The 12,839-nt window shown below is 37.1% G+C and carries 8 protein-coding genes; 2 read left to right on the top strand and 6 right to left on the bottom strand.

Annotated elements, in window-relative coordinates; translation table 11 throughout:
• From pyk to dnaE, 3 genes are all read right to left on the bottom strand, one after another.
• Positions 1–1,785, bottom strand: coding sequence for a pyruvate kinase (gene pyk / locus IGJ66_RS03970; protein WP_067484128.1), 1,785 nt, complete (start codon positions 1,783–1,785; stop codon positions 1–3).
• A gap of 130 nt (positions 1,786–1,915) precedes the next feature.
• Positions 1,916–2,878 carry a 6-phosphofructokinase gene (gene pfkA / locus IGJ66_RS03965; RefSeq protein ID WP_430616848.1) on the bottom strand — a complete coding sequence of 321 codons (963 nt, stop codon included), beginning with the start codon at positions 2,876–2,878 and terminating at the stop codon, positions 1,916–1,918.
• A 166-nt stretch (positions 2,879–3,044) separates the two neighbouring features.
• Positions 3,045–6,359: a DNA polymerase III subunit alpha gene (gene dnaE, locus IGJ66_RS03960; protein WP_430616847.1), complete on the bottom strand. Its 3,315-nt coding sequence runs from the start codon at positions 6,357–6,359 to the stop codon at positions 3,045–3,047.
• A 118-nt stretch (positions 6,360–6,477) separates the two neighbouring features.
• Here dnaE and IGJ66_RS03955 point away from each other — a divergent pair, with 118 nt between their 5' ends.
• A complete protein-coding gene (locus IGJ66_RS03955; protein WP_067484125.1) occupies positions 6,478–6,666 on the top strand; it encodes a YjzD family protein in 189 nt (62 codons plus the stop codon).
• Between the two features lie 65 nt (positions 6,667–6,731).
• On the opposite strand, the gene IGJ66_RS03950 is transcribed toward IGJ66_RS03955, so the two are convergent.
• Both IGJ66_RS03950 and IGJ66_RS03945 read right to left on the bottom strand, forming a co-directional pair.
• Complete coding sequence (locus tag IGJ66_RS03950) at positions 6,732–7,928, bottom strand: multidrug efflux MFS transporter (RefSeq protein ID WP_067484123.1); 1,197 nt, start codon at positions 7,926–7,928, stop codon at positions 6,732–6,734.
• 213 nt (positions 7,929–8,141) lie between these two features.
• Entirely contained in the window at positions 8,142–9,578 is a 1,437-nt protein-coding gene (locus IGJ66_RS03945) for an NCS2 family permease (RefSeq protein ID WP_067484121.1), read from the bottom strand.
• Between the two features lie 276 nt (positions 9,579–9,854).
• Between IGJ66_RS03945 and IGJ66_RS03940 the strand changes: the two genes are divergently transcribed.
• The gene (locus tag IGJ66_RS03940; protein WP_067484119.1) at positions 9,855–10,664 is read left to right on the top strand and encodes a Cof-type HAD-IIB family hydrolase; all 810 of its coding nucleotides are present in this window, start codon (positions 9,855–9,857) and stop codon (positions 10,662–10,664) included.
• Between the two features lie 192 nt (positions 10,665–10,856).
• On the opposite strand, the gene asnB is transcribed toward IGJ66_RS03940, so the two are convergent.
• Positions 10,857–12,752, bottom strand: a complete 1,896-nt coding sequence (asnB, locus tag IGJ66_RS03935) for an asparagine synthase (glutamine-hydrolyzing) (protein WP_086270651.1) — start codon at positions 12,750–12,752, stop codon at positions 10,857–10,859.
• Positions 12,753–12,839: the final 87 nt, after the last annotated feature.

Genomic DNA, 12,839 nt, shown 5'->3' with positions numbered 1-12,839 from the left:
TTAGATAGCTGTTGTTTCGCCACGGTATACAATACCACGACGTGAATCAACAGTAATTAATTCACCATCAACGATTGTTGAAGTCGCGTCTTTTGCACCAACGATTACAGGAATATCTTGAGCGATACCTACAACTGCTGCGTGTGAAGTTAAGCCACCTTCTTCAACTACGACTGCTGCTGCTTTTTCAATAGCAGGCATATATTCTTTATCAGTTGTTGGAACAACTAATACCATGCCGTCTTTTGCTTTTTTAATTGCTTCTTCAGCAGATGAAGCAACTACTGCGTTTGCAACAACAGATTTTTGGCCAACGCCTTGAGCTTCTAATAATTTAGAACCAATCATTTGAATTTTCATTACGTTAGTTGTTCCACGTTCACCAACTGGTACACCAGCAGTGATCAAGATTAGATCGCCTTCTGAAGCAAAGCCTAATTCAACTGCTTTTTTAGCAGCTAATTCAAACATTTCATCAGTAGTTGTTGGTTTTTCAGTAACTGTTGGGTATACGCCCCAGTTTAACATCAAACCACGTTTTGTGCGTTCGTCAAATGTAACTGCCAAGATGTCAGCATCTGGACGGTATTTAGAAATCATTTTAGCTGTGTAACCAGACTCAGTTGCAGCAACGATTGTTTTAACACCTAAGTTTTTAGCAGCACGAGCTACTGACAAACCGATTGTTTCAGTAACATCAGTTTTGTCAAATTGATTGATTTGGAATGTACCTAATTCAGCTAAAGCTTTTTCAGCTTCTTGGTCAATACGAGCCATTGTTGAAACAGCTTCTACAGGGTAGTCACCATTTGCAGATTCACCTGATAACATTGTTGCGTCTGTACCATCAAATACAGCGTTGGCAACGTCAGATGCTTCGGCACGTGTTGGACGTGGGTTTTCTTGCATTGATTCTAACATTTGTGTAGCTGTAATAACTGGGATACCAGCAGCGTTACATTTTTTAATGATACGTTTTTGAACCATTGGTACTAATTCAGCTGGAATTTCAACACCCATGTCACCACGAGCAATCATAACACCATCAGAAACTTTGATGATTTCGTCGATGTTGTCGATACCTTCTTCAGATTCAATTTTAGGGAAAATTTGAACGTGTGTCATATTTTTTTCTTCTAAAATTTCACGAATATCTAAAACGTCTTGTGCTTTACGTACAAAACTTGCAGCGATAAAGTCGATGTCGTTATCTAAACCGAAACGGATATCGTCAGCATCTTTTTCTGTAATACCTGGTAAGCTGATTGATACGCCTGGTGCGTTAACACCTTTACGTGATCCTAGCATACCTGCATTTTTAACTACTACAACTAATTCACGGTTTGCTTCGTCTTTTTCAACGATTTCCATGTCAATAAGACCATCATCGAATAAGATGTGTCCACCAACGTGAACGTCTTCAAACAATCCAGGATAAGTTACAGCGATTTTTTCTTTTGAACCAACATGTTCAGGGTCCATAGAGATACGAGTTTGATCTCCAACTTCGAATTTGATATAGCCGGCACGGCCAAAATCAGCTTCTGTTGTTCCTTGAACTGTTGTACGGATTTCTGCACCTTTAGTATCTAAAAGGATACCTACATCTTTGCCTGTTTTTTTAACGGCTTCACGAACCATTACCATACGTGATAATTGTTCTTCATGATCTCCATGTGAGAAGTTAAAACGGAAGACATTTGCTCCAGATTCGATCAGTTTAGAAATAGTTTCTACTGAATTACTTGCTGGTCCTAATGTACTAACGATTTTGGTTTTTTTCATTTTACAAAACGCTCCCATTCAATTTTGTTTATTTAAAGCTTTACAGCTTAAATAGCTATTAATTATAGATAGTTCAGTTGAGTCAAACAAAGTTTGCTCTGGTCTTATTCATTCCTTTGATTAAATCAAATTAGAATGAAAGAGTATTGTTTAATTCGTACAATGATAAGTCTGGTTTATGTTTGTTGTTTTCCAAAGTGTCAATGATGTCAGAAGCAACAATATCATTGTCATGAATCCCAACACATAATCCGCCTTTACCTTGTTGTAATAATTCAACAGCATAAGCACCAAATTTACTTGCTAACACACGATCACGTGCGCTTGGTGCGCCCCCACGAACAACGTGTCCTAAGATAGATACACGAGTATGGTAGTCGCCGAATTCTGAAAGTTTTTCAGCAAATTCGTTTCCGCCCATTACACCTTCAGCCAAGATGATCAAGCAATGTTTTTTTCCACGATCGCGGCCTTCTTGGATTTTTTTAGCAACAGCAGCCATGTCAAAATCATGTTCTGGAATGATGATTTCATCAGCTCCGCCTGCAACACCTGACCATAAAGCGATATCGCCAGCGTTACGTCCCATTACTTCAATAACGAATGTACGAACGTGTGATGTAGCTGTGTCACGAATGCGGTCAATTGATTCAAGCACTGTATTAATTGCTGTATCAAAACCGATTGTGAAGTCTGTACCAGGAATATCATTATCGATTGTTCCAGGAATTCCCACTGCTGGGAAACCACGCTTAGTTAAAGCCATCGCTCCATGGTAAGAGCCATCGCCACCGATAACTACTAAACCTTCAATACCGAATTTTTTCAATTGTTCGATACCCTTTAATTGACCTTCTTCTGTAGCAAATTCTGGGTAACGAGCAGAGTACAAGAAAGTACCACCGCGTTGGATCTTATCACCAACGTCAGCAACGTCAAGACGACGAATATCTCCGGCAACTAATCCGGCAAATCCGTAGTTGATTCCATAAACTTCTAGACCTTCATAGATTCCTTTACGAACAACTGCGCGAATCGCTGCGTTCATTCCAGGTGCGTCTCCGCCACTGGTCAAAATTCCGATGCGTTTCATATAAACATTCACCTCATTAAAATACTTTATCCTAAGAAGACTTAGGCTATAACCATTTGTTTGCAATAACCACGTCTAACATTCTAACATTATTTTTCTAACTTGTCTTGATTAATAGCTAAAAAAATGAAAAAAAATGAAAGCACGTAGTATTTTTTACCGTAACTTATTTGAAAACAACATTTTCCTCTTGAAGTAAATAAGAAAGCTGTCCTCGCAGACTCTTACTCCCATCTACCCAGTTTTCCTCTGATAACACGATTTTCCGTTGTGTTTTTTCATAGTATAAAACAACTGGAATGTATCCGGGATGTTTCTGAAAAATTGTTTTCAATTGACGCATTGTTTCATGGTCTTCTTGTCCTTCTGTGATTCTTAAATAACAAGTTTGATCTGGAAAGTTTTTCTCAAATTCTTTCGCATCTGCAAATGTTTCGCCAATCAATTGTAATTCTTGGTTATAGCGACTTATTTCACTACGACCTTGTACAAACAGTACGTGATTCACTTCAAAAAGATTTCTGAATTGGCGATACAACTTAGGAAAAACAGTAACTGTTACTTCACCTGAGCTATCCGTTCCTTCCACGAAAGCCATTCTTTCTCCTTTTTTTGTCCGAATTTCACGAATATTTTTGATGTACAATAACAAACTTACTGTCTGCTGAGGCACAATTTCGGTAATCAATTGAACACGTTTAGCTAAACGCAATCGCTCATATCCTTCTGTTGGATGACCAGATAAATAAACACCAAGATATTCTTCTTCTAGTGTCAAACGTTCATCTAATGAATAATCTGCAATTTCTTCTTCCTTCAACGCCATGATTTCCATCAAGTCCAAACTGCCGCTACTGTATTGAACGTTTTGGATCTTTCCTTCTAAATCGAGCATGAGCTGCTTACGATTTTTTTCTAACTCATCGAATACACCTACAGCAACTAAAGGTTTCAGGATATCTTCTTTGAGCCATCGCTTATCTATACGAATCAAAAACTCATCGACAGATTTGAACGAACCATTTGTTTTTCTTTCATTGATAATCTCTTCTACAAAATCTCGCCGTACCCCTTTGATTGCTGTCAAACCAAAACGAATCAATTGCGAATTGACTAATTCAAACCCATAAGCACTTTGATTGATGGAAGGCGGACTCAGCGTTAACTTGTTCTTTCTAGCTTCAGCAAGGTATTCTTTAAGCTTAGCGGTATTGTGTCGCACAGCATTCATCAAACTAGTAAAGAATGCTCCTGGATAATGTGCTTTGAGATAAGCCATTTGAAACCCAACAAATGAATAAGCGAATGTATGTGAACGATTAAATCCATAATTAGCAAAACGCTCGATATAATCGTACACTTCAATTGCCTTTTCCTTAGAATATCCTTGCGCTAGTGAACCAGTTACAAAGTGTTCTCTTTCTCTATCAATAACTTCCTTTTTCTTCTTACTAATTGCACGTCGTAAAATATCTGCCTGACCTAAAGAAAATCCAGCCATCGTTGAAGCAATCTGCATGATTTGTTCCTGATACACAATAACTCCATAGGTATTTTCCAAAATTGGTTTTAATGCGTCATCCGGGTATTGAATAACCTCTTTCCCTTTTTTTCGTGCAATAAAGGTATCAATATTTTGCATAGGTCCAGGACGATACAAAGCGTTGACAGCAGCGATATCTTCAATATTTTCTGGTCCCAAACGCCGTAAAACATTTCGAATTCCTGCCGATTCAAATTGAAAGACGCCGGTTGTCTCCCCTTTTTGAAACAATCGGAAAGTTTTCGCATCATCCAGTGGTATCTGCTTAAGTTGAAGGTCGATTTTTTCTACACGTTTGATTGATTTAAGCGCATAATCAATAATTGATAAGTTCCGTAAACCTAAGAAATCCATTTTCAGCAATCCGATTTCTTCTACGGCATTCATAGTATATTGTGTTAAAAAAGCTTCGTCTGATCCCTGTTGTAAAGGAACTAGCTCTAATAGATTGCGGTCGCTCAATACCACCCCTGCCGCATGTGTCGATATGTGACGTGGCAGCCCTTCTAAAATGGTCGCTGTTTGAAACAGTAATTGATTTTTTTTATTTGCCTGCACCAATTCAACTAGTTTATTCGAAGTTTGGTAAGCTTGTGACAAGGTGATTTTTAATTGATTAGGGATCGCCTTTGACCAGCGATTTGCCTCACTTTGTGAAACACCAAATACTCGCGCAACGTCTCTTAATACCATTTTGGCAGCCATTGTTCCAAAAGTTGCAATCTGTGCCATATGATACTGCCCGTATTTTTCTCGGACATAATTCAAGACTTCTTCACGTTTATTATCAGGAATATCCAAGTCAATATCAGGCATTGTGTAACGTTCTGGATTTAAAAAACGTTCAAAGAGCAAATTATATTTCAAAGGATCCACATCTGTGATCGCCAAAACATAAGCAACTAATGAACCCGCAGCTGATCCACGACCCGCGCCAGTAACGATTTTTTGTTTGTGTGCAAAAGCCATCACATCCCACACGATTAAAAAGTAATCGTCAAATCCCATTTGATGAATAATTTTTAATTCATAGTCTAAACGTTGTTGATATTCTGGTGTCAAAGATTCTACTCTTTTTGATAACTGATTTTGACACAATTGTTTGAGGTATACCGCTGCCGATTCATCATTTGGTACTGGATAATGCGGTAGCAGTTTTTGATGAAATTGAAACTTAAAATTCACAGATTCAGCTAATTTTTGAGTTGTCTCAAGAACTTTGTACGTATATCGTTCATTAAATTTTTGAATCATCTTACTCTCTGATTCAAGAAAGTTTTTATTTTCTAGTTGACTACTATCTGCTAATTCTTCTGGCGAAATCTGTGTACCTTCTTTTATATGTTTCATTGTTTCCAATGCAAACAAATCTTCCTGATGCAAGCTTGCAATCGGATGTAATGCACACAGTTGTTCCTCTTCAGCTGACAGAAACTCGTACCATTCTTTAGAATCCGAAACGGTTTGGCCAGTTACACCCACATAAAAATCGTGGAAATGGACTTTTTCTTTTAGCATTTGCCAATGACTAGCAAACGTTTCTGCCGTGCCATAATCATTTGCAATCGAATGACTATCTGGCACAATCAAAATCAAGTGGTCCGTCTTCGTCCATGTGTTCAGTTCAATAGTACCTTCAATCATTTTTTTACTCGAAACATTCATCAATTGTTGGTAACCAATCTTGTCTTTTGCATAAACTAACAGTCCGTAGTCTTTGTCTTCAAAAGTGTACTCAAGATGTAGGCCAATAATTGGTTTGATTCCTTCTTTGACGCACTCTTGGTAAAATTCTGCGGCGCCGTACAAAACATCCTCATCAGTGATAGCTAAATAAGTGTATCCAAGTTTTTTAGCTTCACGAACATACTCTCGGATGCGAATTGTACTTTGTAACAAAGAATATGAAGTTCTCGTATACAGTTGTGGAAAAAACATCTTGCATTCCGCCTTTTTTTTCGTTAAAATTCACTATCGTTAGTACAATTAAGCATTGTACCTTGCTTTACATTCAAAAAAATTCTGTTAAAATTGGGATAGAAAAGAGGTGTTCTTCATGCGATATATTGTAACGTTATTTTGGTCCCTAGTTTTAGGACAAGTTGTTGGTTACATTGGTAGTGCCTTGACAAAAGGAACTTACGATTTTGCTTTGACAGCAATTATGTCACTAATTGCCGGTATCATTATCATCTTAATCGGTGCAGTTGCTCCAACAAAAAAAGAAGCCTCATCGCACTCATAGTAAATCAAAACAGATTGGGAAAGCAAGTTTTCCCAATCTGTTTTTTTGTCTACGATTCGTTTTTTTTAAAATTTACTACGTAAAACCTTTCTAAAATTAAAAAGCGAGAGTCCGATATTCGATAAGACAAAACAACTGGTTACCACAAACACCGCACTGTAACCAAATGAATGGGCAACAGTCGAACCGAGCATTGGTCCTAAAACCTGCCCAAAATTACTAAACATTTGATTGTAACTATACACTCGACTCACACCTTCTTGAGGCGTGATTTTGCTAATCAACGTATTAATCGAAGGCATCAATGCTCCAGTTGAAAAGCCCAAAATAAAACGTAAAATTCCTAACTGCAACGGTGTTTGAACGAATGCCATGGGAAGGTAACAACAAAACGATAAGACCAATCCAGCAAGCAACACTTTATGGTTACCGATTTTATCCCCTAGCTTCCCTAATTTGGGAGAAGACAGTACCGCTGAAACCCCAGCAACTGAAACGATCAACCCACTAATAAAGAGAACATTATTGATATCTCCGCTCAATTGGCGAATATACAACGTTAAGATTGGACTGATACTAGTCACACCAATTTGTAAAATCAATGTTGTGATAAATAGTCCCACTAAAATAGAGAAATGATCCATTTTTGAAAAAATTTCTTTTGTGCTGACTAAATCTTTCTTCTCAACTGGATGGAAATCCTCTTTTACTAGAAAAATTGTTAAGATTGTCGTTACTAAAAGTACTGCACCCGTAATAATAAAGACGTTCTCCATGCCAAACCATTGCGCTAACGCACCACCCATGGACGGACCAATCAAATTCCCTGCAATTGCTCCAGTCGAAAGTGTCCCTAATGCCCAACCACTTTTTTCCTTCGGCGCTTGTGATGCAATCATTGCTGTAGCATTTGGAATATACCCAGATAAAATTCCATTAAAGAAGCGCATAATTAACAGCCAATACACATTAGGAACAAAAGCCAGTGAGCCCATGGTGATTGTCATTCCCGCTGCCGCTCGAACCATCATAATTTTCCGCCCTTTTCGATCTGCTAAATTTCCCCAAACCGGTGCAACAATTGCTGCTGCAAAAGCAGTAACTGAAATCGCTAATCCAGAAAATAATTCAACCTGATCTTGAGGCGTCCCTAGTTGTTCGACGTAAACAGGAATAAACGGCATGACTAAACTAATACTTGCACCAGTGAAAAAACAACCAATCCATGCAATAATTAAATTCTTTCTCCATTTAATCCCCATTCATCATCCCTCTTTCATCTTTCTTCATCATACCTATTTTTAAAGCAACAAGCAACGAATGTGAAAGCAAAAACAAAAAAAGACAAAAAATTCTGACTTTTCTATTACTCAACTAAATAAAAAGACAAAAAGTATCGTCAACAGACGTACTCTTTGCCTTAAAAATTTTAACAGAGATATTTTTGATTGATTTGTTTCATTTACTTAACTAGTTTAGATTGTCGCTAAAATAATAAAGTTTAAGATAAATAAAATATCAACTACCCACAAAGCAAGCGATACTTCTTTTGCTTGTCCTTTAACTACCTTCACAATTGTATACATGATAAAACCAGCAGCAATCCCATAAGAAATGCTATAGCAAAGACCCATAAAAATTGAAGCAAAGAAAGCAGGTAAAGCTTCATCAAGATTCGCCCATTTGATATCTGCAAATGAAGCCATCATCATTACACCGACTAAAATCAAAGCAGACGCCGTTGCTTGTGCAGGAACAATAGCAATCAATGGAGAGAATAAACTGCTTAGTGCAAATAAGATTGCAACGACTACCGACGTTAAACCAGTTCGACCACCCGCACCAATTCCGGCAGCAGATTCGACATAAGTTGTTGTATTTGACGTACCAAAAATTGCACCAACTGAAGTTGCAATTGCATCAGCAAACAAAGCTTTATCCATTTTTGTTTTGAATCCTTTTCCATCTTCCAATGCATCCTCATCTTCTTTTGAGAAAATGCCTGTACGACGTCCCGTTCCGATAAATGTACCAATCGTGTCAAATGTATCTGATAAACTAAACGCAATGATTGTCATTAAAACTTGTGGAAGTCTTGAACTATCACTGAATAAAGATTGCATTCCCTCTGCTCCAAAAGCAGCACCAAAAGTTGTTCCTAATTCTTTAACTGAGTTTCCTAATGAATTAGCTTGCCAATCAATCGCTTGAAGATCGACCACACCCATCAATACACCTAAGATAGTTGTCACTACAATACCAATCAGCATTGCACCACGCACATTTTTAACTACTAAAATTGCTGTAATAACTAAACCAATAACTGCTAATAAAATGGGTGCATTATTGAAATTTGCTAAGGCTGGAACAATTCCACCATTAATTGTTACGTTTGTTGCCTTACCACCTTCAACTACAGAACTCGTGATTGCTGATTGATCCGCACTGAAAGAAAGGAACCCTGCATTTTTGATTCCCACATACGCAACGAAGATTCCAATACCGCCCCCAATGGCGTGTTGTAAACTTTCTGGAATTGCGTGAATAATCATTTTTCGAATTTTTGTTACTGTAATAAAAATATTAATCAACCCACAAATAAAGACCATTGCTAAAGCTTCTTGCCAAGAATAACCAAGACCAAACACGACAGTAAAAGTAAAGAAGGCATTCAAACCCATCCCTGGTGCTTGTGCGTAAGGAACATTCGCAAACAAGCCCATTACTAACGTCCCGATAACCGAAGCAATAATTGTTGCCAAGAAAACTGCTTGAAATGGCATTCCTGAAGCTGATAAAATCGTTGGGTTAACAAAAAGAATGTAGCTCATTGCAAAGAATGTTGTAACCCCCGCCATTATTTCTGTTGATACATTTGTTTTGTTTTCCTTCAATCCGAAAAACTTATCCATAAAAAATTCCACTCCCTGATTTTTTCTGATGAGGAAAGATAATAAATAAGACCAACAACTAATTTCCTCGAACAATTATTGATTATATCGTCGCTTCATTCGTTTTTCAACTAAAAAATGATATTTAAACATTAAAAAGCAAAAAACGTTCGTGTTTTGCTTCGTTCTTTCTAAAAAAGGGCGTTTTTCATTCTTCAGTTATTGATTTTCGCACTTGTTTATTGCGTCAAATATGCTAGACTAAAACAAATATCAGCTGAGAAAGGACTATCGCCATTGAATAAAAAGCTTATTGCCATTGATTTAGATGGGACTACTCTGAATCAAGACTCTTTAATTACAACCAAAACCGAACAAACCTTAAAAAAAGCCATTGCAGCAGGTCACTATGTTAGTATCGCTACTGGACGACCTTTTCGAATGAGTTATCAATTTTACCAACAGTTAGAATTAACTACCCCAATGGTTAACTTTAATGGGGCTCTTGTACACATTCCTAATCAACTTTGGAGTGGCGAAAAAGAATCACAAATCAATCGCGAGATCGCCTTTGAAATTGTTTCACAAAAAAAAGCATTGAATCTTGACTTCGTTGCCGCTGAAAACCGCGAAACTTTTTTTATTGATAGCTTAGATTTTTTCGATGAAAAAATCTTTGCTTCATCAAACCCGAGTGAAAAAAATCTGCTTTCTCCTCAAAACCTGACAACTAATCCAACTTCTTTGCTCGTTCGTACAGAAAAACAATTTGCAGAACAAGTTTCAAATGAATTGACCCGTCAATTTGGTAGTTATGTAGATGTCCGCACTTGGGGTGGACCAACAGCTATTTTAGAAATCGTTTCTAAAGGGATTGAAAAAGCAAAGGGTGTTCACCAAGTAGCCAATTATCTTGAAATCAAACAAGAAGACGTCATCGCATTTGGTGATGAGCACAATGATCTTGAATTATTGGAATATGCTGGTTGGGGCGTTGCAATGGCAAATGGCACCGATCAACTAAAAGGGATCGCTAATGACATTACAGAAAAAACGAACCAAGAGGATGGTCTAGCCGATCATCTAGAAAAATTACTTCAACTATAATTTGTATTTATTCTATAAGTAAGAAACAAAAAAAGCCTAAGACATTGATTGTCTTAGGCTTTTTTTTTGCAGTGAAAAACTAGCTCATTTAGAATAATTTCAAGCGTTTCATCCACGGAAACATACATTTTATCAATGAATTTTTCAGCTTTTTTCTTCTATAGAAATTAATCCTTTTTTCTTCTATCCTTCTTAGACAGTTACGTAATCAATTGGTTCTGCTTGAGGGATTGTTTCATCAATAAAGTAAACTTTGTACCAAGTTAAGAAACTAAAAATCGTCCAGATCTTACGTTGCTCTTCTTTGACTCCTTCATGATGATTGTTTAACAATTCCATGATTTTATCTTGGTCAAAAAATTCTTTTGCAAAATCTGCTTCAAATAAAGCTTTAACTTCTTGATAGCCATGTTCTTCTTTTAGCCAAGCTTTAATTGGCACAGGGAAACCTAATTTCACACGGTTTGACCATTCTTCTGGCAACTGTTTGTTTGCTGCTTGTCTGAAAATATCTTTCGTGTTGTTTTGGTTTAATAAATATTTGCTTGGAATTTGTTGTGCTAATTTCATCACTTCAATATCCAATAATGGCACACGAACTTCCAATGAACTTGCCATTGATAATTTGTCAGCTTTCAACAAAATATCTTTTGGCATCCATTGATGAAGGTCAACATATTGCATTTTATTGACTTCATCTTTGATTCCATCCGTTTTTTCGTAATGGACAGCCATAATTTCACTCACAGATGGTGCATCTTGATAAGTTGCTGTCAATAAATCAGCCGCTTCCTTTTCTTCAAAGACACGCGCATGACCAATGAAATACTCTTTAGCCGGCGCAAGTGATTCATATAAATGAATACGTCCGTGGAAGTTTTTCATTTTACCAATTTTGCGACCTAAACTATAACGCGTTCCTTTTGGCAATTTCTTCAACCCTTGCGCAATCACACGAATAAATTTTGAATTCGTATGGAAGCCATATGTTTGATAGCCAGCAAATAATTCATCTGCCCCTTCACCGGATTGAACTACACGGACACTTTGTGAAGCAAGGTTAGCTAGAAAATACAAAGGAACACAAGAAGGATTTGAATCTGGTTCATCCAAATGATATTGGATCAACGGAAATGCTTTGAATGACATATCTCCGTCGATAACCGCCGCAGTATTGTCTAAATCTAAAATCTCTGTTAATTTACGTGCTTCAATTGCTTCATTGTATGTTTTATCATCAAAACCAATTGAAAATGAATGATCTGGTTTTAAAACCGAAGTCACATAACTTGAGTCAACACCACTTGAAAGGAATGAACCAACTTCAACATCACTGATTGTATGTGCCTCAATCGAAGCTTTAACTGTTTCATCAATTTTGTCAATCCATTCTTGGCGAGAATGTGTACCTTTTGTTTCAAAATCAGCATCCCAGTATTCTTGAATGTCTAACTCACCGTTTTTATAAGTAAAATAATGGCCTTCAGGTAAACGGTACACATCTTTAAAGAATGTTTCGCCATTTAAAGGTGAGTATTGAAAAGTCATATAAGGTTTCAATGCTTCTTTATTTAACTCTTTTTGGAAATCAGGATGTGGTAAGAAACTTTTGATCTCTGAACCGAACATAAACGTACCATTCATTTGTGCATAGTAATAAGGTTTGATCCCAAAATGATCACGGGCACCAAAAAGTTCATTTTTTTCATTGTCCCAAATAGCAAAAGCAAACATTCCACGAATTTTTTGTAATAATTCTGTTCCCCATTCTTCATAACCATGAAGAAGAACTTCCGTGTCAGCGTGTGTGCGAAAAACATGTCCTGCGGCAAGTAATTCTTCTCGCAGTGGACGATAGTTATAAATCTCACCATTAAAGATAATGATTTTTGTTCCATCCTCATTATAAATAGGCTGTGTTCCGCCTTCTAAATCAATAATACTCAATCTTCTAAAACCTAAAGCAACGTGTTTATCGACATACTCACCAGAACTATTAGGTCCACGGTGTACAATGCGATCCATCATCGCGTTTACAACTGCACTCTTGTTATCTTTGTCATTAACAAAACCGACAATCCCGCACATTTAACTTTCACATCCTAATATAAATTACTTTTTCATTTTTTTATTTCATACTTTTCATCTTAACACACTCGAAAAGCGCTGACGAAA

Source organism: Enterococcus sp. DIV0176 (assembly GCF_050528535.1).
Lineage (GTDB): Bacteria > Bacillota > Bacilli > Lactobacillales > Enterococcaceae > Enterococcus_B > Enterococcus_B thailandicus.
This window is presented reverse-complemented; position numbering and strand designations above follow the sequence as displayed.

Excerpts from the sequence above, each read along its gene's own strand:
- asnB (WP_086270651.1), bottom strand. The coding sequence starts at position 12,752 with ATGTGCGGGATTGTCGGTTTTGTTAATGACAAAGATAACAAGAGTGCA.
- pyk (WP_067484128.1), bottom strand. The coding sequence starts at position 1,785 with ATGAAAAAAACCAAAATCGTTAGTACATTAGGACCAGCAAGTAATTCA.
- IGJ66_RS03955 (WP_067484125.1), top strand. The coding sequence starts at position 6,478 with ATGCGATATATTGTAACGTTATTTTGGTCCCTAGTTTTAGGACAAGTT.
- IGJ66_RS03945 (WP_067484121.1), bottom strand. The coding sequence starts at position 9,578 with ATGGATAAGTTTTTCGGATTGAAGGAAAACAAAACAAATGTATCAACA.
- pfkA (WP_430616848.1), bottom strand. The coding sequence starts at position 2,878 with ATGAAACGCATCGGAATTTTGACCAGTGGCGGAGACGCACCTGGAATG.
- IGJ66_RS03950 (WP_067484123.1), bottom strand. The coding sequence starts at position 7,928 with ATGGGGATTAAATGGAGAAAGAATTTAATTATTGCATGGATTGGTTGT.
- dnaE (WP_430616847.1), bottom strand. The coding sequence starts at position 6,359 with ATGTTTTTTCCACAACTGTATACGAGAACTTCATATTCTTTGTTACAA.